The 21048-nt window shown below is 64.6% G+C and carries 17 protein-coding genes and 1 tRNA gene; 16 read left to right on the top strand and 2 right to left on the bottom strand.

What is annotated here, in order from left to right:
• Nucleotides 1–13: 13 nt before the first annotated feature.
• The 7 genes from AC3WN8_RS23060 (at nucleotide 14) to AC3WN8_RS23030 (ending at nucleotide 7302) form a co-directional block, all read left to right on the top strand.
• A complete protein-coding gene (locus AC3WN8_RS23060; protein WP_492671833.1) occupies nucleotides 14–994 on the top strand; it encodes a glycosyltransferase family 2 protein in 981 nt (326 codons plus the stop codon).
• Between the two features lie 107 nt (nucleotides 995–1101).
• Nucleotides 1102–1752 (top strand): ATP-dependent Clp endopeptidase proteolytic subunit ClpP, encoded by a 651-nt coding sequence (gene clpP / locus AC3WN8_RS23055; RefSeq protein WP_492671832.1) that lies wholly within the window; start codon nucleotides 1102–1104, stop codon nucleotides 1750–1752.
• A gap of 171 nt (nucleotides 1753–1923) precedes the next feature.
• Nucleotides 1924–3192 carry an ATP-dependent Clp protease ATP-binding subunit ClpX gene (gene clpX, locus AC3WN8_RS23050; RefSeq protein WP_492671831.1) on the top strand — a complete coding sequence of 423 codons (1269 nt, stop codon included), beginning with the start codon at nucleotides 1924–1926 and terminating at the stop codon, nucleotides 3190–3192.
• 37 nt (nucleotides 3193–3229) lie between these two features.
• Nucleotides 3230–3769 carry a TIGR00645 family protein gene (locus AC3WN8_RS23045; RefSeq protein WP_492671830.1) on the top strand — a complete coding sequence of 180 codons (540 nt, stop codon included), beginning with the start codon at nucleotides 3230–3232 and terminating at the stop codon, nucleotides 3767–3769.
• A gap of 102 nt (nucleotides 3770–3871) precedes the next feature.
• The gene (gene lon, locus AC3WN8_RS23040; protein ID WP_492671829.1) at nucleotides 3872–6280 is read left to right on the top strand and encodes an endopeptidase La; all 2409 of its coding nucleotides are present in this window, start codon (nucleotides 3872–3874) and stop codon (nucleotides 6278–6280) included.
• Nucleotides 6281–6633: 353 nt separating this feature from the next.
• Nucleotides 6634–6906: an HU family DNA-binding protein gene (locus AC3WN8_RS23035; protein ID WP_222990048.1), complete on the top strand. Its 273-nt coding sequence runs from the start codon at nucleotides 6634–6636 to the stop codon at nucleotides 6904–6906.
• Between the two features lie 321 nt (nucleotides 6907–7227).
• Nucleotides 7228–7302: transfer RNA gene (locus tag AC3WN8_RS23030), tRNA-Val, on the top strand.
• Nucleotides 7303–7383: 81 nt separating this feature from the next.
• Here AC3WN8_RS23030 and AC3WN8_RS23025 read toward each other — a convergent pair.
• Entirely contained in the window at nucleotides 7384–8166 is a 783-nt protein-coding gene (locus AC3WN8_RS23025) for a Type 1 glutamine amidotransferase-like domain-containing protein (protein WP_492671828.1), read from the bottom strand.
• A 351-nt stretch (nucleotides 8167–8517) separates the two neighbouring features.
• On the opposite strand from AC3WN8_RS23025, the gene AC3WN8_RS23020 reads away from it, so the two are divergent.
• Complete coding sequence (locus tag AC3WN8_RS23020; protein ID WP_492671827.1) at nucleotides 8518–10053, top strand: beta-helix domain-containing protein; 1536 nt, start codon at nucleotides 8518–8520, stop codon at nucleotides 10051–10053.
• Between the two features lie 78 nt (nucleotides 10054–10131).
• Complete coding sequence (locus tag AC3WN8_RS23015) at nucleotides 10132–12849, top strand: TonB-dependent receptor domain-containing protein (protein WP_492671826.1); 2718 nt, start codon at nucleotides 10132–10134, stop codon at nucleotides 12847–12849.
• A 143-nt stretch (nucleotides 12850–12992) separates the two neighbouring features.
• On the opposite strand, the gene AC3WN8_RS23010 is transcribed toward AC3WN8_RS23015, so the two are convergent.
• Nucleotides 12993–13643: a prolyl hydroxylase family protein gene (locus AC3WN8_RS23010; protein WP_492671825.1), complete on the bottom strand. Its 651-nt coding sequence runs from the start codon at nucleotides 13641–13643 to the stop codon at nucleotides 12993–12995.
• Between the two features lie 193 nt (nucleotides 13644–13836).
• Between AC3WN8_RS23010 and AC3WN8_RS23005 the strand changes: the two genes are divergently transcribed.
• From AC3WN8_RS23005 to gspI, 7 genes are read left to right on the top strand one after another with little or no spacing between them, the layout of a single operon-like run.
• Nucleotides 13837–14625 carry a type II secretion system protein N gene (locus AC3WN8_RS23005; RefSeq protein ID WP_492671824.1) on the top strand — a complete coding sequence of 263 codons (789 nt, stop codon included), beginning with the start codon at nucleotides 13837–13839 and terminating at the stop codon, nucleotides 14623–14625.
• The gene (gspD, locus tag AC3WN8_RS23000; RefSeq protein WP_492671823.1) at nucleotides 14625–16772 is read left to right on the top strand and encodes a type II secretion system secretin GspD; all 2148 of its coding nucleotides are present in this window, start codon (nucleotides 14625–14627) and stop codon (nucleotides 16770–16772) included. Before AC3WN8_RS23005 ends, gspD begins: the two co-directional genes overlap by 1 nt.
• Before the next feature lie 38 nt (nucleotides 16773–16810).
• Nucleotides 16811–18319 (top strand): type II secretion system ATPase GspE, encoded by a 1509-nt coding sequence (gene gspE, locus AC3WN8_RS22995; protein ID WP_492671842.1) that lies wholly within the window; start codon nucleotides 16811–16813, stop codon nucleotides 18317–18319.
• Between the two features lie 8 nt (nucleotides 18320–18327).
• Nucleotides 18328–19551, top strand: coding sequence for a type II secretion system inner membrane protein GspF (gene gspF / locus AC3WN8_RS22990; RefSeq protein ID WP_492671822.1), 1224 nt, complete (start codon nucleotides 18328–18330; stop codon nucleotides 19549–19551).
• Nucleotides 19552–19560: 9 nt separating this feature from the next.
• On the top strand, nucleotides 19561–20160 hold the full coding sequence (gene gspG / locus AC3WN8_RS22985) for a type II secretion system major pseudopilin GspG (protein WP_492671821.1): 600 nt from the start codon (nucleotides 19561–19563) through the stop codon (nucleotides 20158–20160).
• A 22-nt stretch (nucleotides 20161–20182) separates the two neighbouring features.
• Nucleotides 20183–20632 (top strand): GspH/FimT family pseudopilin, encoded by a 450-nt coding sequence (locus AC3WN8_RS22980; protein ID WP_492671820.1) that lies wholly within the window; start codon nucleotides 20183–20185, stop codon nucleotides 20630–20632.
• Nucleotides 20619–21011, top strand: coding sequence for a type II secretion system minor pseudopilin GspI (gspI, locus tag AC3WN8_RS22975; RefSeq protein ID WP_492671819.1), 393 nt, complete (start codon nucleotides 20619–20621; stop codon nucleotides 21009–21011). The genes AC3WN8_RS22980 and gspI overlap by 14 nt, the downstream gene beginning before the upstream one ends.
• Nucleotides 21012–21048: the final 37 nt, after the last annotated feature.

The following is a 21048-nucleotide window of genomic DNA, read 5'->3' as shown; positions in this document are numbered from 1 at the left end:
GGAGCGCTGGACCATGGCGAACGGGGCGAGCAGGGCTGCCGGACGGGACGGCCTGCCGGCCGGGCTGCGCGTCGCCGTGCTGCTGCCCTGTTATAACGAGGAAGCCGCGATCGTGCAGACGATCGACGGCTTTCGCGCCGCGCTGCCCGGTGCGACCATCTACGTCTACGACAATAACAGCAGCGACCGGACGGTCGAGGTCGCACGCGCGGCCGGGGCGATCGTCCGGACCGAGCGGATGCAGGGCAAGGGCAATGTCGTCCGCCGCATGTTCGCCGATGTCGATGCCGACATCTATGTGATGGCCGATGGCGACGCGACCTATGATGCGCCGGCCGCGCCGCGGCTGGTCGCACGACTCGTCGACGAACAGCTCGACATGGTCGTCGGCGCGCGCAAATCCGAACTCGAAGAGGCCTATCGTCGTGGCCACCGGTTCGGCAACGCGATGCTCACCGGGATACTCGCCTGGATATTCGGGCGGACTTTCAGTGATATTCTATCGGGTTACCGGGTATTTTCAAGACGGTTCGTGAAGAGTTTCCCGGTGCTGTCGGCGGGTTTCGAGATCGAGACCGAGATCAGCGTCCATGCGCTCGAACTGCGCATGCCGGTCGCGGAGGTCGTCACCGCCTATGGCGCGCGCCCCGAAGGGTCGGTGTCCAAATTGTCGACCTATCGCGACGGCTGGCGGATCCTGAACACCATCGCGACATTGTTCCGAATCGAGCGGCCGGTCCTGTTCTTCGGCCTGATCGGCGCGGTGGTTGCGCTGCTCGCGCTGGTCCTCGCCGTCCCGCTTGCGATCACCTATGCGCAGACCGGCCTCGTGCCGCGGCTGCCGACGGCGATCCTGTGCACCGGTCTGATCACGCTTGCGTCGCTCAACGTGATGTGCGGGCTGATCCTCGATACGGTGGTGCGCGGCCGCCGCGAGGTTCGCCGGCTCGCCTATCTCGCATTCCCGGCTGTGACCGCCGATATCGCCCCTTGACGCCGCGCGTTTCGTTCGCACGTCGCCGGACCCTTGAAGGCGGCTTGCCTTCACCCGATCTAAAAGCCTAGGCAATGAGCCTTACGGGCAAAGGATATGAGATTCCCATGAACAATCCGTTTGAAAACGGCCAGATCCACGACGCACTCGTTCCCATCGTCATCGAGCAGTCGAACCGCGGCGAGCGCAGCTTCGACATCTATTCGCGCCTGCTGCGCGAGCGGATCGTGTTCGTGACCGGCGGTGTGGAGGACCATATGGCGTCGCTCATCACTGCCCAGCTCCTGTTCCTTGAGTCGGAGAATCCGAAAAAGGACATCTACATGTACATCAACTCGCCGGGCGGCGTGGTGACGGCGGGCATGGCGATTCACGACACCATGCAATATATCCGGCCGCGCGTCGGCACGGTCTGCATCGGCCAGGCGGCCTCGATGGGCAGCTTCCTGCTCGCCAGCGGCGAGCCGGGCATGCGCATGGCGCTGACCAATTCGCGCATCATGATCCACCAGCCCTCGGGCGGTGCGCAGGGCCAAGCGACCGATATCGAGATCCAGGCGCGCGAGATCCTGCGCATCCGGCACCGGATGAACGAGCTCTACGCGAAATATACCGGCCAGCCGCTGGAGATCATCGAGAGCTCGATGGAGCGCGACAAGTTCATGTCGTCGGACGAGGCCAAGGCCTTCGGCCTGATCGACGAAGTGTTCGACAAGCGTCCGATGCCGTCGGAGGATTCGGGCTCGAGCGCGGCCTGACGTTGGATCGCTTTTGGCGGAAGCGCGTGGCGTTTCCGCCGAAAGCGTGATGGCCCAGCGGCTCGAGCGTCGATGGAAACGGAAAATTCGGCATTGTCGGATAGAAGCAACGCGGTCTAGGATGACCGGGAAGTAGCAAAGATCCGCCATGCGGGTCCGAAGGACGAGTACATGACGAAATTGAGTGGCGGCGATTCCAAAAGCACCCTGTACTGCTCGTTCTGCGGCAAGTCGCAGCACGAAGTGCGGAAGCTCATCGCCGGCCCGACCGTGTTCATCTGCGACGAGTGCGTCGATCTCTGCAACGACATCATCCGTGAAGAGACCAAGACCGCGCTCGTTTCCAAGAAGGACGGCGGCGTGCCGACGCCGCAGGAGATCTGCGAATTCCTGGACGATTATGTGATCGGCCAGAAGCAGGCGAAGCGCGTGCTCTCCGTGGCGGTGCACAACCACTATAAGCGGCTCAACCACGGCCAGAAGGGCGCCGATGTCGAGCTGGCCAAATCGAACATCCTGCTCGTCGGCCCGACCGGCTCGGGCAAGACTTTGCTGGCGCAGACGCTGGCGCGCATCCTCGACGTCCCCTTCACCATGGCGGATGCGACGACGCTGACCGAAGCCGGCTATGTCGGCGAGGATGTCGAGAACATCATCCTCAAGCTGCTCCAGGCCAGCGACTATAATGTCGAGCGGGCGCAGCGCGGCATCGTCTATATCGACGAAATCGACAAGATCAGCCGCAAGGCGGAGAATCCGTCGATCACCCGCGACGTGTCAGGCGAGGGCGTGCAGCAGGCGCTGCTCAAGCTGATGGAAGGCACCACCGCGAGCGTGCCGCCCCAGGGTGGGCGCAAGCATCCGCAGCAGGAATTCCTGCAGGTCGACACGACCAACATCCTGTTCATCTGCGGCGGCGCCTTTTCGGGCCTCGAAAAGATCATTGGCGATCGCCTCCAGGGCAAGTCGATCGGCTTCGGCGCTTATGTCGCCGCGCCCGAGGAACGTCGCACCGGCGAGGTGCTGCGCCAGACCGAGCCCGAGGATCTGCTGAAATTCGGCCTGATCCCCGAATTCGTCGGCCGTCTGCCCGTCATCGCGACGCTCGAGGATCTCGACATCGACGCGCTGGTGAAGATCCTGTCGGAGCCGAAGAACGCCCTGGTCAAACAATATCAGAAGCTGTTCGAGATGGAGGAAGTGAAGCTCGGCTTCACCGACGACGCTCTGGTTTCGGTCGGCAAGAAGGCGATCGAACGCAAGACCGGCGCGCGCGGCCTCCGCTCGATCCTCGAGGCGATCCTGCTCGACACCATGTTCGACCTGCCCGGCATGGACGGCGTCGACGAGGTGATGATCGACAAGGACGTGGTCGAGGGCCGCAAGGAACCCGTCCGGGTCTTCGCCAAGAAGGAGAAGAAGGCGGGCGACGCCGCCTGATTTCTTCGTTTCACGATAAGCAATGACTGGACGAACCATGAGCGACCGGAGCGAAACCGTGCGGCTTCGCCCCTTGCCGGCGCTGATCTTCAGCTCTCGCTGGCTGCAATTGCCGCTCTATGTCGGCCTGATCGTCGCGCAATGCGTCTATGTGTTCCTGTTCCTCAAGGAACTGAAGCATCTGGTGCTGCACGCCTGGGAGTTCAGCGAGCAGCAGATCATGCTGGTCGTGCTCGGGCTGATCGATGTCGTGATGATCTCCAACCTGCTGGTGATGGTGATCGTCGGCGGTTACGAGACCTTCGTGTCGCGGTTGCGGCTGGAGGGGCACCCCGACCAGCCCGAATGGCTGAGCCATGTGAATGCCGGCGTGCTCAAGGTGAAGCTGGCGATGGCGATCATCGGCATTTCGTCGATCCACCTGCTGCGCACCTTCATCGAGGCCGGCGCGCTCGGCACCGCCACCAGCCGGGTGACCGAGACCGGGGTGATGTGGCAGACCATCATCCATATGTGCTTCATCGCGTCGGCGATCGGCATCGCCTATGTCGACAGGATGACGCAGTCCAAGCATTGACCGCGCTCGACGACGCGGTCGCCGCGCAGAGCGTGCCGCCGGATTCATTGATCCTGCGACATGGTGCGCCCATATAGGTGCTACGTGTTCACCGGAGTCTCCATGACCAAGTCCTATCCTGTCCTGCCCCTGCGCGACATCGTCGTGTTCCCGCACATGATCGTGCCGCTGTTCGTCGGCCGCGACAAATCGGTCGTGGCGCTCGAAAAGGCGATGGAATCGGACAAGGAGATCTTCCTCGTCGCCCAGCTCGATCCGGCCGAGGACGATCCCGGCCGCGACGATCTGTACGATCTGGGCGTGATCGCCACTGTCCTTCAGCTCCTCAAGCTGCCCGACGGCACGGTTCGCGTGCTTGTCGAAGGCAAGCAGCGTGCGACGCTCGAATCCTTCGAATCGACGGCCGGCCATGCGGTCGCGACGGTGACGCCGATCGAGGATCGCGCGACCGAGAAGGATACCGAGCTCCAGGCGCTGATGCGCTCGGTGGTCGAACAGTTCGAGAATTACGCCAAGCTCAACAAGAAGCTGCCGGCCGAGACCGCCGTGCAACTGAGCGAAATCGAGGACGCGGCGCGGCTGGCGGATTCAATCGCGGCCAATATCTCGATCAAGGTTTCCGACAAGCAGGCGCTGCTCGTCGAACTCGACCCTCCGCGCCGGCTGGAGATGGCGTTCGCCTTCATGGAAGGCGAACTCGGCGTGCTCCAGGTCGAGAAGAAGATCCGCAGCCGCGTGAAGCGGCAGATGGAGAAGACCCAGCGCGAATATTATCTCAACGAGCAGTTGAAGGCGATCCAGCGCGAGCTGGGCAATGAGGGCGACGAAGGCGAGGGCGACGAACTCGCCGAGCTGACCCAGAAGATCGCGACGCTCAAGCTTTCGCAGGAAGCGAAGACCAAGGCGACCGCAGAGCTCAAGAAGCTCAAGACGATGGCGCCGATGTCCGCCGAGGCGACGGTGGTGCGCAATTATCTCGACGTGCTGCTCGGCCTGCCCTGGGGCAAGAAGTCCAAGCTGAAGAAGGATATCGCGCAGGCGCAGAAGGTGCTCGACGAGGACCATTATGCGCTGGAGAAGGTCAAGGACCGGATCGTCGAATATCTCGCGGTCCAGGCGCGGACCAACAAGCTCAAGGGCCCGATCCTGTGCCTCGTCGGTCCGCCGGGCGTCGGCAAGACCAGTCTGGGCAAATCGATCGCCAAGGCGACCGGGCGCGAGTTCATCCGTCAGTCGCTGGGCGGCGTGCGTGACGAGGCCGAGATTCGCGGCCACCGGCGCACCTATATCGGCTCGCTGCCGGGCAAGATCGTGACCAACCTGAAAAAGGCCGGCACGTCCAATCCGCTGTTCCTGCTCGACGAGATCGACAAGCTGGGGCAGGATTTCCGCGGCGACCCGGCATCCGCGCTGCTCGAAGTGCTCGATCCGGAACAGAACAACAAGTTCCAGGACCATTATCTCGAGATCGATATCGACCTGTCCGACGTGATGTTCGTGACCACCGCGAACTCGCTCAACCTGCCTCAGCCATTGCTCGATCGCATGGAGATCATCCGGCTGGAGGGTTATACCGAGGACGAGAAGGTCGAGATCGCCCAGCGCCACCTGATCGCCAAGCAGATCGAGGCGCATGGTCTGAAGGAAGGCGAGTTCACGCTGGCGCCCGACGGGCTGCGATCGCTGATCCGGCATTATACCCGCGAGGCGGGCGTCCGCACGCTCGAGCGCGAGATCGCGAAGCTGGCGCGCAAGTCGCTGCGCCGCATTCTCGAGGGCAAGGCGACGAGCGTCACGATCACCGAGGACAATATCGCCGACTTCGCCGGCGTTCAGAAATTCCGTCACGGGCTTGGCGAGGAGGAGCATCAGATCGGTGCGGTCACCGGCCTGGCCTGGACCGAGGTCGGCGGCGAATTGCTGACGATCGAGGCGGTCACCGTTCCCGGCAAGGGCGTGGTGAAGACCACCGGCAAACTGGGCGAGGTGATGAACGAGTCGATCCAGGCGGCTTTCTCGTTCGTCCGCGCGCGTGCGCCATCCTATGGCATCAAGCCCAGCCTGTTCTCGCGCAAGGACATCCATATCCACTTGCCCGAAGGTGCTGTGCCCAAGGACGGTCCGTCCGCCGGCATCGGAATGGTCACCTCGATCGTCTCGACGCTCACCGGCATCGCGGTCCGCAAGGATGTGGCGATGACGGGTGAAGTGACGCTGCGGGGCAGGGTGCTGGCGATCGGCGGTCTGAAGGAGAAGCTGCTTGCGGCATTGCGCGGCGGGATCAGCACCGTGCTCATCCCCGCCGACAATGAAAAGGACCTCGCGGAGATCCCGCAGAACATCAAGGATGGGCTGAAGATCGTACCGGTGAAGCATGTCGACGAGGTGCTGGCGCTGGCGCTGACCGAGTCGATCGAGCCGATCGATTGGACCGAAGCCGACGAACTGGCGGCCCAGCCCCCGCAAGCGCCGGCCCCGGGGCATCCGGAAGCGGACGGTTTGCGCCATTAGAGGCAGTCCGGTTCGGATCGAACCGGATCGCTCGGCGTGTCCTTGGTTTGCCGTGGTTCGCGGGCCGGTGGGTGATTCCACCGGCCTTGGACCCCCCAGACTCGTTCCGGTCCGGTCGAACCGAAATGAGTCCGAATTCCCCGGTTTGACGGGATTTCCGAGTCGGCAGGCGGCTCCATCCGCCTCGAAATCCCTCAAAGGGGCATTCGGGCGCTAAAAAACCACGATTCACGGGGTTATCGCCCGTGTTTTCAGCGCTTTTGCTTTGACAGGTCTTAAATCGTCCGCCTTAACTACGCGCCGGCATTCGCCGGAGACTGATTCCAACCACGTGATAAGGGGGTTCCCAGGGCATGAACAAGCAAGAGCTCATCGGCGCTGTCGCCGACGCATCGGGCCTGAGCAAGGGCGACGCCAGCAAGGCCGTTGAGGGCGTTTTCGACGCGATTTCCGGTGCGCTGAAGAAGGGCGACGAAGTTCGCCTCGTCGGCTTCGGCACCTTCTCCGTTTCCAAGCGCAAGGCTTCGCAGGGCCGCAACCCGCGTACCGGTGAGCCGATGGCCATCAAGGCGTCGAGCCAGCCCAAGTTCAAGGCCGGCAAGGGCCTGAAGGACGCCGTCAACTGATCTTGATGCCGGCGGCAAGATCCTGATCGTTTCGGACCGAAGGGTCCGAAATCCGAAACCGGGGTCGGCCGAAAGGAGAGAGCCTGAATGACGTGATTGGCGGAAGCGTTTGGCGCTTCCGCCCTTGCGGAAGGTTTTTTGCCGCCGTCTCCAAGCCGGCCCGGCCTATACCGGGAAATCGTCCAGGCGCCCTGCGTCAGGCAAAGGCGGTGTCCCGGCATCGCCTTTTTTATCGTCAATTTTCGGCTGGCATGTTGCGCGTCCAATCGGGCGCCGCTATTGGACCCGCCTCCGGTCGCTTCATCGGCCGGGCCCAAGCGTGGGCGCGTAGCTCAGTGGTAGAGCACACCCTTCACACGGGTGGGGTCGTAGGTTCAATCCCTACCGCGCCCACCACGCTTGAAACCCCCTGAAATCCAGAGAATGTCGCGCCCAGAGCCTTTCTCGAGCGCTTCCGGTTCGCGATCGGGCTGAGCGCTACGGCTTCAGGATCTGCTTGGGAAGCACGCGCTCGATCGCGCCCCCATCCTTTCGCGACACATAATAGGCATTGCTCTTCTCATCGAGCGAGACGACCTGTTTCACGGTCTCGTTCTCGAAATAGATGCCGGCACGATCGTCGCAGGCATAGCCCGGCTTGAACTCGCCGCTCTTGATCTTGGAATGGTAGAGTGGCCTGCGGCTCGCCTCCGCGTCATAATGTGGGCAGTGGCTGCCGCTGATGAAGCCCAGTCCGTCGACGGTGCTCAGTTCGCCCGGGCGCGAGTCCGTCGTGCCCTGCTCGAACCAGCATAGGGAACCCGCGCTGCCGCCGCCCAGCACGACGCCATTGTCCCACGCCGTCCTCAACGCCTTGTCGATGCCCTGCGCTTTCCAGACGGCGATCATGTTGAGCGTGTTGCCCCCGCCGACCAGAATGGCGTCCATGCCCGCAAAGACCGTTTCGAAGGACTCCTTCTGGTTGTGGGAGGAGATGAAGGCACGTTGGACAAAGGGCCTGACCGGCAGCGTGGCGCAGGATTCGAACCATCGCACGATATTGCCGGCCGCATCGCCGGACGCCGTCGGCAGGAAGCATATCCTGGGATTCTCCTTGCCCGTGAGCGACGCCGCATAACGGGTGAAGACAGTGTTGAAGTCCCCGCCATAGATGAAGAGCTTCCTGACATCGGCTTTCGCGCGGGCAGGGGAGGATCGCAGCAGCGGCAGGCCGGCAAGCGACATGGCAGCCCCGGCGCACAGTATATCCCGACGGTTCATGTTGCTCCCTCCAATATCGCCGAGGCAACAAAGTCGCGCCGGATTTGTCAAGCCGAGTGCTGGGACTGCCGGTCCGGCCGTGCCCCTTTGCGACAATGTCGCCCGGCCGTGCCCGCGCATGCTCGCCTATCGTGGCGCTTATCCTGAAGGATCGATGAATTCCGCGCACGCCACGGGCAGGGGTGGTCACAAATCAGTCATATCGATGTCTTCGAACCGTCTCATAAGTCGCACAAGCGCGTCACCATCCACCTCTAGGGCCGCAGCCGAGGGCGAAGGGGGCTGCGAGTCGGTCAAGCATATCGCCTCTCCACAAGCTCAAACCCCGGACCAGCCGGGAGCGGAGATATCATGGCCACGATCAAACGGATTAGTTCAATTCTTCTTGCCGGCTGCGCGTTTTCGACGCTGGCGGCGTGCGGCGCCGATGACGTCGCCTCGCCCGGCGACGGCGTGATCATCGTACCGACCCCGACCCCGACTCCCACGCCAACCCCGACGCCCACGCCGACGCCTCCGGGCAGCCCGGCCGCCTCATGCCCGACCGGCTATGTCGATCGCGGCGTCGTCGGCTCGAAGCGCGCATGCGAACTGCCGACCCGCTTCTCTACCGACACCACCATTCAGAACCTGCCGGGCGTCGCCTACTCGATCTCGGGCCCGGTTAATGTCGGCACCGATGTCGGTGGCAACGGCAGTGCCGCCAACGGCCAGGCCGTGACGCTGACCGTTCAGCCGGGCACGATCTTCTTCGCGTCTGCGGGCAATGATTATCTGGTCGTCAATCGCGGTTCGCGCCTGAACGCGGTCGGCACCGCCGCGCAGCCGATCATCTTCACCGCGCGCGCCAATGTCGAAGGCAGCGTCACCGACAGCAGCCAGGGCCTCTGGGGCGGCATCATCCTGCTCGGCCGCGCGCCGATCAGCGATTGCAACACCCAGGTCGCCGGCGGCTCGGAAAATTGCCAGCAGGTCATCGAAGGCACGACCAGCTCGCTTTATGGCGGCGCCGTCGCCACCGACAACAGCGGCACGCTCAAATATGTCCAGATCCGCTATTCGGGCTTTGCGATTGCGCCGGGCAACGAACTACAGGGTCTGACCCTGGGCGGTGTCGGCAGCAACACCACGCTCGACAATATCCAGGTCCATAACAGCTCGGACGATGGCATCGAAATCTTCGGCGGTCGCGCCAATCTGAAGCACCTCGTGATCACCGGTGCCGACGATGACGGCCTCGATACCGATCTCGGCTATCAGGGCTTCATCCAGTACGTCATCGCCGTCCAGCGCGACTCCAGCAATGGCGACTCGATGATCGAGGCGGATTCGAACAACAACGAAGACGCGCTGCCTCGCCAAAAGACCATGGTGTCCAACGCCACTTTCATCCAGCGTTCGACGGTCCAGGGCGGCAACACCATCCTGATCCGCGGCGGCGCGGATTATCGCCTGGTCAACAGCGTCGTCGTCGGTACGCAGAATTGCGTCGACATCGACCAGACCGGCACCACGACGATGCGTCCGGCCGATGCCGGCCTGCAGGACGATGGCCCGCCGGTCTTCCGTTCGGTGTTCATGTCGTGCCCGACGCCGTTCCGCAACGAAGCCGACGTCTCGTCGGATGCGATCGCGGCGTTGTTCGCGGGCAACAACAATGTCCCCACCGGCACCTCGACGCTCGCCAGCATCTATATCAACGGCGCCAACGAGACCGCGGTGACGGCGTTCGATGCCAAGACGCTCAACGCCTTCTTCGACACCACCGCCTATATCGGTGCGGTCCGCAACTCGTCGGACACCTGGTATGCCGGCTGGACCTGCAATGCGAGCTATGTCGGCTTCGGCGCCACCAGCTCGAACTGCACGGCGCTTCCCACCACCTGATCGCCGACCATGCGACGGGGGCGGGCGGCCATGGCCCCCCCCCCCCGCGCTCCGCTGACAGACCAGGGGGATATCGAAATGAAGAAGCCCATTGCCTTTGGGAGCCTGCTCCTGCTTTCCACGGCGCTTATCGCGCCCGCCGCCGTCGCGCAGACGGCAGATCCCGCACAGAGCGCGCCCCCGGCCTCTGCGACGCCCGCCGCCACTGCGAGCGAGCCGCAGGAAGAGCGGGTCGATATCTCCGCGCCCGGCGCGGGCGATGACGAGGATATCGTCGTCACCGGTCGTTATATTCCCGAACCGATCAGGGCGACGCCCGAAGTCGTGTCTGTCCTGTCCTCGGCGGATATCGCGCGCACGGGCGAGGGCGACATCGCCGGCGCGCTCCAGCGTGTCACCGGCCTCAGCGTGGTCGGTAACGGCTTCGTCTTCGTCCGCGGTCTCGGCGATCGTTATTCGCTCGCGCTGCTCAACGGTTCGCCGTTGCCCAGCCCCGAGCCGCTGCGCCGCGTCGTGCCGCTCGACATCTTCCCGACCAGCATCATCGCCAGCTCGGTCGTCCAGAAGAGCTATTCGGTGAACTATCCCGGCGAGTTCGGCGGCGGCGTGATCAATCTGACCACCAAGGCGGTGCCCAACGAACCGTTCCTGAACATCGGCGTCTCCGGCAGCGGCGATACCGAAACGACGGGCAAGCTCGGCTATACCTATTATGGCAGCGATCTCGACGTCCTGGGCTTCGACAATGGCCGGCGCGATTTCCCCGCAGCGCTCGCCGGCGTCATGAAAGCTGGCAGTTTCAACACCACCACCGGTGCTCAGCGCCGCGACTTCGCCGCCAGCCTGGCCAATGCGAGCACGACCCTGCTCCAGCGCAACGGCGATATTCCGATGAACTTCGCCGCCGACATCAGCGGCGGCGCCTCGGTCGATCTGCCCGATGGCCGCATCGGCTTCATCGCCGCCCTTGGCTACAAGAACGACTGGCGCACGCGCGACACGCTGCAGCAGAGCTCCACCGACCCCCAACTCGCGGGCATTCCGCAGCAGAGTTTCCGTAACGTCATCACTGACAACCGCATCGTCGTGAACGGCATGCTCGGCATCGGCGCGGAATTCGGCGACCACAAGCTGCGCTGGACCAACCTCTACATCCGCGACACGCTCAAGCAGTCACGGCTTGCCGCGGGCTATAATCGCAGCGTCGCCGATCAGGATCCCGCGCTGCCGCCGTCGCTGCTCGAACAGAACACCTATTGGTTCGAGCGTCAGCTGATCGACACCCAGTTCGTCGGCGAGTTCAAGTTCAACGATCTCAGCGTCGACCTGCGCGGCACCTATGCCAATTCGCAACGTGAATCGCCCTATGAGCGTTCGATCGGCTATGCCTATCTCGGTGACGGCAACCCGAACACCAAGAGCACCAGCGACGTCGACGACTATATCAACAACCTGTCGTCGGGCGGCCAATTCTCGACCGTCGGCTTTAGCGACCTGAGCGAGGACGTCTATTCGGGCGGAATCGACCTGGCGTACAAGCTGCCCGGCGCGATGCCGATCACGCTGTCGACCGGTTACAATTACAGCAAGACCAAGCGGAGCGCGTCGCGCTACCTGTTCCAGTATTTCCGGCCGGACGGCGCGCTGCCGCTCGGCGTGGCGCAGGAACGGCCCGATTACCTGCTCTCCGACTATAATATCTACACCTACAACATCCAGCTTCGCGACATTTCGGGCGCGGAAGGCGCCTCGGCCTATGAGGCGGATCTGCGCGTCCATGCCGGATATGGCCAGGTCGAAGCCGAAGTGACCGACGGCGTGCGCGCCACGCTCGGCGTCCGTTACGAGGATGCCGTCCAGAGCGTGAAGCCGGTGGGCAATCTCGCCGCGACCGGGCTTTCCAACAGCTATTGGCTGCCCGCCGCGACGCTGACCTGGAATTTCGCCGAGGACATGCAGTTTCGCATACACGCCTCGAAGACGCTCGCCCGTCCGCAGTTCCGCGAACTGGCGCCGCAAATCTACCAGGATTTCGAATCCGACCGCGAATTCACCGGCAATCCGTTCCTGAAGGACAGCAAGCTGTTCAACGCCGAAGCGCGCTACGAATATTATTTCGGACGCGGCGAGCGGCTGACGGTCGCGGGCTTCTACAAGAAGATCGACAATCCGATCGAGGCGGCGGCGTTCTTCGCGGGCGGCGGCCAGCTTCGTACCGGCTTTGCCAACGCCCCGCAGGCGCAGCTCTACGGCGCCGAGATCGAAGTCCAGAAGCACATCCCGCTGGAAGGGCTGGGCGGCGACTTCTTCTCGACCCGCCGGCTCGTGCTGATCGGCAACTACACCTACACCCAGTCCAAGCTGAAGGTGGACGATTCGGTCGTGATCGGCCCGGACCTTCAGCCGGTGGCGGCGAACCTGTTGTTCCAGGACGGCGCCCAACTCACCGGCCAGTCGGATCATCTCGGCAATATCCAGATCGGCATCGAGGATACCGACAAGATCTCGCAGGCGACGATCCTGCTCAGCTATGCGAGCAAGCGGGTCACCAATCGCGGTCCGATCCAGGGCCTGTCACGCCAGCCCGACATCATCGAGAAGCCCGGCTTCCGTGTCGATTTCGTCGCGCGCGAAGCGGTGACCTTCCTGGGCGCGAATATGGAGCTCAAGCTGGAAGCGCGTAATCTGACCGCGCAGAAATATGAGGAATTCCAGCAGTTCGGCGCCAATCGGGTGGATATCAACACCTATAATGTCGGCCGCAGCTTCTCGCTGGGCGTCGAAGTGAAGTTCTGAACCAAGTCATCGTCATTCCCGCGAATGCGGGAATCCAGGAGTCGCCCGCGTATATGCCCGGCATCGTCTGGATTCCCGCTTTCGCGGGAATGACATTGAAGGACGCGTGTCGAGTGCGGTGAAACGGGCGCAGCCTGGAATACTCAGGCTGGCCAGGGCCTTTCCCTGAACCATTTGGTCACGACATATTTGGTGCCGGCGCGCACCTTCATGCCGTGGTGCAAGGTCGCGGCATTGGGGGTCCCGTCGGGGCGCTGATTGTTCCAGCACAAAAGCTTGCCGGTTTCGGGCTGGACAAGCTTGCCGATCGTCAGGAAGCGTGTCGCGCCGCCGGCTTCGGGCTCGTTGAGGTAAAGCATCGCGGTCCAGGTGCGCTGGCCCGAAATCGCGCAATGAGTGTCATAGTCGGTGCCCTTGGGCTCGAAATAGTCGGTATGCTGCTTGAATTCCTGCCCGACCGCATAACGCTGCCCCTGGAGCGGTTCGCCATATTGCGGATCGATGCCGAGAAATTCCGCGATCCTCTCCTCGAGCGCGCCCACCACCGGATCGGCGCGATCGAGATCGCAGGTTTCGCTCGTCCGATAAAGCGGATCGCCGTTCGAATCGGCGATGGTGGAGGGCCTGCGACTCGCATCGATGCGTTCCATGATCGCCGCGCATTCGGCCGGGTTGGCGAAACCCTTGCGGATGAACAGGCTCAGCTTGGGACTGGGTACGCGCTGTACGCGCGGCTGGCCGATCAGATGTCGGCCTGCATCGGGGCCGGTTCCATTGGATATCGTCGCTGTCATGGCACGGGTTAAGCCGATGCGATGCGGTAATTTCAAGCCGGAAATCGGGCGGTTGCCCGGTGAAATAATAGCGTCATATTACAGTCATCGACCGGCAACACTATCGCACTAGCGGAGCATGTCGCCCCGGGGGAACCACATGCGTCTAAGTCTTGATGGCAGAGCCCGGCGCTGGTTGCGCAGCATGCCGCACATGAACGTCTATAGCGTGATCGAGATCGCGCTGCTGCTGCTGCTCGCGGTGCAGTGCGCGCGTCTGGTCTGGACGGTGCTGACGCCGGTCGGGCCGTTCGGCGACTGGCGGCTCACCGATCGCACCGCCGGCGCGGTCGCCAATCGCGCCGAACTGTTCCGCGGCTTCGACCCGTTTTTCCGGCTTGCCGGCGGCGGCGGCGCGGCGGTCGTCACTTCGCTTCAGCTCAAATTGTTCGGGACGCGGATCGATGAGGTCAATGGCCGCGGATCGGCGATCATCGCGGGGCCCGACGGTGTCCAGAACAGCATCGCCGTCGGTGAGGAGATCATGCCCGGCGTGATGCTGAAGAGCGTGGCGTTCGACAGCGTGACGATCGATCGCGGCGGGACGATCGAACAGCTTTTCATCGATCAGTCGGTGCCGGCCCCCGAGGCCGCGGCGGTCGCACCCGGAATCTCGCTCGACGGCGGCCAGCCCGCCGCCGCGCCGCCGCCGGGCGGCCGCACCGTTTCCGCCACGCAATTGCGCGGCGGCATCGGATTCCTGCCGCGCACCGATGGCGGTCGCGTGACCGGCCTTGTCCTGCGTCCCAATGGCGATGGCGCGACCTTTCGCAGCGTCGGCTTTGCCGAGGGCGACATATTGGTCGCCGTCAACGGCCAACAGATCACGTCGCCGGCCGATGCCGAGCGGTTGCTGGCCCAAGCCACGCCCGGCGCCAACGTCACCGCCAGCGTCGAACGTGGCGCGAACGTCATTCCCATCGTCCTTTCGATAGCGAGATAATGCGTAGATTATTGACCGGCGCCGCAACGGCCATCGCGCTTATTCTGTCGCAGCCATTGGCTGCGCAGCAGACCACACTCAATGTGCGGGATGCCGATGTCCGCGCCTTCATCCAGGACGCCGCGCGCGTCACCGGACGGACCTTCATCGTCGATCAGCGGGTGCAGGGGAAGGTATCGGTCGTGACCGACCGGCCGCTGTCCAAGTCCGAATATTTCGAAGTGTTCCTGGCGACGATGCGCGCCAACGGGCTGGTCGCGATCCCGACGGGCGGTGGCGCGTTCCGCATCCAGCCCGCCGATACCGCGGCCGCCCAGCCGGGCCGCGTCGGCACGCGGGGCAGCGCACAGAATGCCTTCGTCACCGAAGTCTTCCGCCTGCGCTCGATCGACGCGGCCTCGGCGGTTGAGACATTGCGGCCGCTGGTCAGCAAGGAAGGCTCGGTCACTGCCAATCGCGCGGGCAATTCGGTGGTGGTGGCGGATTATGCCGACAATATCCGCCGCATCCGCCAACTCGTCCAGCAGATCGACCGCGATAGCGCCTCGACGACGCTCATCGCGCTGAAGAATGCTGGCGCGCGCGAGATCGCGACGTCGCTGCAGCAGCTTGTCGGCAACGGCACGGCGGGCGCCGATGGCGCGACGCGTGGGCCGGCGGCGACGATCGTCGCGATCGACAGTTCGAATTCCGTGGTGCTGCGTGGCGACCCCTCGACCGTCTCGCGTCTGGCGGAAGTCGCGCGCGATCTCGACAAACGCGCCGAACGTGGCACCGAAATCCGCGTCTTCTGGCTGGAATATGCCGATGCGGGCCAGCTGCTCCCCGTGCTGCAGCAACTGACCGGCCAGCCCTCGAGCCAGGCGACCAGCTCGGTCGGCAGCGATGCGAACAACAGCAAGGGCGGATCCGGACTGGCCGCGCCATCGGCACCGACTCAGGCAGCGATATCCAGCGTGCCGGCGGGGCAGGGCATTCAGGGGCGGTCACAGGCGATCGTGACCCGCTTCGAAGGCGCCAACGCGATCATCATCGCGGCGCCCGCCGATGTGCAGCGCCAATTGGGCGAAGTCGTCCGTCAGCTCGATGCGCGGCGGGAGCAGGTGCTGGTCGAGGCGATCATCGTCGAGATCTCGGACACCGCGGCGCGCAATCTGGGCGTCCAGTTCCTGCTCGGCGGCAAGCCGGGCAGCGGCGTGCCTTATGCCGTCACCAACTATTCGAACGCGACGCCCAATATCGCGACGATCGCCGGTGCGATCGCCGCGCGCGAGCTCGACCGGACGACCACGGTGATCAACGGCACGACGGTCACCACCAGCAGCGGATCGGCGATCAGCGACCAGCTTCAGGCCGCGGCGGCGCAGCAATTGCTGGCCGCGAAGGGCGGCATCGCCGGCATGGCGTTCAATATCGGCAAGGATGCGATCTTCGGCGCGATCATCAACGCGGTGAAGTCGGACTCCAAATCCAACCTGCTTTCCGCGCCGTCGCTGATGACGCTCGACAATCAGCAGGCGAAATTCCTTGCGGGCCAGGAGATCCCGGTCACCACCGGCGAGGCGCTGTCGGGCAATTTCGACAATGCCTTCCGCACCGTGCAGCGCCAGAATGTCGGCATCCAGCTCGAGGTGAAGCCGCAGATCGGTGCGGGCGGATCGGTGAAGCTGTTCCTGCGCCAGGAAGTCTCCTCGATCGCGGGGCCGGTTTCCAACGACTCGTCGGACCTGATCCTCAACAAGCGCGAGATCACCACCACCGTCGTCGTCGACGACGGCCAGATTGTCGCGCTGGGCAGCCTGCTCGACGACAATGAGCGGCGCACGATCGAGAAGATACCGTTCCTTGGCGATTTGCCGGGGCTCGGTGCGCTGTTCCGGTCGAAGGCGCGATCGCGCGGCAAGACCAATCTCGCCATCTTCATCCGGCCCACCATCATCAAGAACCGCGCCGATGCCCAGGCCGTTGCCGAGCAGCGCTATGGCTATCTGCGCGATCAGCAATTGCTCGACCGGCCCGATCGCGAGCCGACGCTCGACGAGCTGGTGCGCGATTATATGGGTGCGGCGCCGCCGATCCCGCCCGAGCAGAGCGCGACCGACCAGGTCGTGGCGCCGCCCGCCGGTTCCGTGGAGCCCAAGCCGTGAAGATCGGTCGGGGCGATGCATCCGAAGCGACGCCGGCGGTGACCGTGGAAGAGCCCGTCGCGGCGCCCGTGCTGATCGTCAACATCCCCTATGGCTTCGCCCGCAAATTTGGCGTGGCGCTGCTGGGCAAGGACGAGGGGCGTTTCGGGGTGGCGTTGCGCGACGGCAGCGACCCGCGCGCGCTGCTCGAGATCCGGCGCTGGCTCGGCCAGCCGCTGGTCGTCGAGACCGTCGATGTAGACGCGTTCGACCGGTTGCTTTCCGAACGCTACGCCATGGATGGTCAGGCCGCCGCGATGGCGGCGGGATCGCTGGGCCTCGGCGACGAGCTGGACATGCTGGCGACCGACCTGCCGACCGCCGACGATCTGCTCGACAGCGCCGACGACGCGCCCGCCATCCGCCTGATCAACGGCATCATCGCCGAGGCCGCGCGTCAGGGCGTGTCCGACATCCATATCGAACCCTATGAAACCGGTCTGGTCGTGCGCATGCGCGTCGACGGCGTGCTGCGCGAGACGTTGAGGATGCCGGCGCATGTCGCACCCGTCGTGGTCAGCCGCGTCAAGGTGATGGCGCGGCTCGACATCGCCGAACGCCGCCTGCCGCAGGATGGCCGTATCGGCCTCACGCTCGGCGGCAAGCTGCTCGACGTCCGCGTCTCGACCCTGCCGAGCCGCGCGGGCGAGCGGGTGGTGCTGCGTATTCTCGACAAGGACAATGCCGGCATCGACCTCGACGTGCTCGGCATGACCGCCGAGACCAACGCCTTGCTGCGCGAGGCGCTGTCGGAGCCCAATGGCATCATTCTCGTCACCGGCCCCACCGGTTCGGGCAAGACCACGACGCTCTATGCCGGATTGCGGCTGCTCAACGACGGGACACGCAACATCCTGACCGTCGAGGATCCCGTCGAATATGCGATGGACGGCGTCGGCCAGACCCAGGTGAATGCCAAGGTCGGCCTGACCTTCGCCGCCGGGCTGCGCGCCATCCTGCGCCAGGATCCAGACGTCGTGATGGTCGGCGAAATCCGCGACCGCGAAACCGCCGAGATTGCGGTGCAGGCCTCGCTCACCGGCCATATCGTGCTGTCCACCGTCCACACCAACGATGCGGTCGGCGCGATCACGCGGATGCGCGACATGCGGATCGAGCCCTTCCTGCTCGCGTCCACCCTGCGCGCGGTCGTCGCGCAGCGGCTGGTGCGCCGGCTCTGCCCGTCCTGCCGCCGCCCGGTCCAGGCCTCGGGGTCGGTCAGCTCGCTGCTCGGTTTCGACCCCGGCACGGTGATTTACGAGCCCGTCGGCTGCGAGGCGTGCAACGGCACGGGGTTCAAGGGCCGGATCGGCGTGTTCGAGGCGATCCGCATCGACGACACGATCCGCCGCCTGATCAACGATGGCGGGGACGAGGCGATCATCGCGCGCCACGCCTTTCTCAACGCGCCCAATCTCGGCTCCGCCGCGCGTAAGCTCGTCCGCGAGGGGCTGACCACGCCCGAGGAAGCGGTCCGCATCTCGCGGCGCGAGGCAGCCGATGCGTGACGGCCGCCATGCCTGACTATGACTATCTCGCGCTGGATACCGCCGGCCGCGAACAGCGCGGCAGCGTCGCTGCGCCGAGCATCGAGGATGCGCGGGCGCGGCTCGACCGCAAGCGTCTCTATGTCGTTCGCATCGAGCCGGGCAGCGGTGTCGCGGCCCGGCCGCCATTGCTGTCGAAATCGATCTTTGCGCGCCGCAAGCTCACTCCCAAGCAACTGACCTTGTTCACGCGCCAGCTGGCGACATTGGTCCAGGTCACGCCGCTCGAGGAATCGCTGCGCACCATCTCGCGGCAGAGCGAGGAGGCGCATGTCCGCACCGTCGTCGAGGCGGTCCATGCCGGCGTGGTCGAGGGACGGCGCCTGTCGGAAGCGATGGGCCGGCAGCCCAAGAGTTTCCCGCCGCTATACCGGGCGATGGTCTCGGCGGGCGAAAGCTCGGGCACTTTGCCGGTGATCCTCGAACGGCTGGCCGATCTGCAGGAGCGGCAGGCGCTGGTGCGCGGCAAGGTGATGAGTGCGCTTGCCTATCCGATCGTCCTCGCCTTCGTCGCGATCGGCGTCGTTGTCGCGCTGATGATGTTCGTGGTGCCCAAGGTGGTCGAGCAGTTTGACACGGTCGGCCAGCAATTGCCGTTGTTGACGCGGATCGTGATCGGCCTGTCCGAATTCCTCGTCGGCTGGTGGTGGGCCTTGCTCGCGGCCGGTGCGATGCTCGGCGTGCTCGCCTGGCGCGCGCTCAGGGATCCGGGGCTGCGATTGCGCTTCGATCGCGCCCTGCTCGGCATCCCGTTGATCGGCCGCCTGATCCGCGATCTTCATGCCGCGCGCATGGCGCGGACGCTGGCGACGATGGTGTCGAGCCGGCTGCCATTGCTCGAAGGCCTCAACCTGACCGCGCAGACCGTCCACAATCGCGCGCTGCGCCGCGCGTCGGAGGATATCGTCGAGGCGATCCGTGGCGGCGGCAGCCTGTCCGCCGCGCTCAAGCGCGCCGGCGTCTTCCCGCCCTTGCTCGTCTATCTGACCGCGAGCGGCGAAGCGGCGGGGCGGCTCGACATGACGCTCGAGCGTGCCGCCGACTATCTCGAACGCGAATTCGACGGCTTTACCGCCGCGGCGCTGTCGCTGCTCGAACCCGCGATCATCGTCTTGATGGGCGGCATCGTCGCGCTCATCATCCTGTCCATCCTGCTTCCCATCCTCCAGCTTCAATCGCTGGCGGGCATCTGAGGTAAAGTCATGACGCGTTTCACCCCCGATTGTCATTCCAGCGAAAGCGGGACACGCCAGTGCGGCGAAGCCAATCCAGAGGATCTTTCCGCTCCTGCTCGTGCCGACGAGCATTGCAAGGATTCCCGCTTTCGCGGGAATGACAGAGAAGAAGAGCGGCAAAACGAACGCGGCTTCACGCCCCTTCGGCGTTCCGCCGAAAACGGCTTCACGCTCGTCGAACTGATGGTCGTCATCGTCATCATCGGCCTGCTCAGCACCATCGTGCTGATCAATGTGATGCCCGCGCAGGACAAGGCGATCAGCAAGAAGGCCGAGGCCGACGTGCTCACGCTGGAACAGGCGGTCGAACAATATCGGCTCGACAATCTGACTTATCCCGCGGCGTCGGACGGGCTGCGCGCGCTGATCCAGGCGCCGCCGTCGCTGACCCGGCCCGAGCGTTACCGGCGCGGCGGCTATATCAAGCGGTTGCCCGAGGATCCCTGGGGTCGGCCCTATCTCTATGCGGTTCCCGGCCGCAACGGCAGCTTCGACGTCTATTCGCTGGGCGCCGACGGCCAGGAAGGCGGCGAGGGTGAAAATGCCGATATCGGCAACTGGCGCTGAGGCAGATAGCGGTTTTACGCCCGTGAGGCGTTCCGCCGAACACGGCTTCACACTCGTCGAACTGATGATCGTGATTGCGATCATCGGTGCGATGTCGGCCATCGTCATGCTCACCATTCCCGATCCCCGTGGCCGTCTGGTCGACGCTGCCGAGACCTTCGCCGCGCGCGTGCGCATCGCGCGCGACGGCGCCGTGGTCGATGGACGCGAGACCAGCCTGGCGATGGACCCGCTGGGCTATGGCTTCGAGCAGCGGAGCCGCGGTGCCTGGCGCCCGGTGCCGATCCGCGAATTGCGGCGCGCCGAATGGGGCGCGGGGATCGGCGTCGCGATCGGGCATGATGCGCGCAAGACGGTGAGCTTCGACAGCACCGGCCTGCCGAGCGAAGCGGTGACGGTGACGCTGCGGCGCGAGGGCGAACAGGTTGCCGTTGCGATCGGGCAGGATGGGACGATCCATGTCGCACCCTGAGCACGTTTTCGCGGCAAGCCGGCGCTCCACCGAGGGCTTCACGCTGATAGAAATGATGGTCGCGCTCGCGGTCTTCAGCCTGGCGGCGCTTGCATTGCTGCGACTGGAGGGGGCGACGCTGTCGAGCACGCACGAGCTCGACCGCCGGACGATGGCGCAGATCGTCGCGCGCAATCTGGCGGCGGAAACGCTGACCGATCCCGCGCCGCCGACGCTCGGCGAAACCAGGGGCGAGGAAGTCAATGGCGGCAGCACCTGGCGCTGGACGCGCGCCGCGCGCCGCATCGGCGACGGCATCGCGATTCGTGTCGATATCGCCGTGGCGGACGAGACGGGGCAGGGGCTCGCCGACCTGACGCTGGTGAGGCGCGCGCAATGACGGTCGGCTGCATTCACCCTCGGCGTTCCGCCGAAAA

It is taken from the genome of Sphingobium sp. FW305-3-2-15-F-TSA7, from assembly GCF_058787155.1.
Note: the sequence above shows the minus strand (reverse complement) of the source record. Positions and strands in the feature narration are given on the sequence as shown.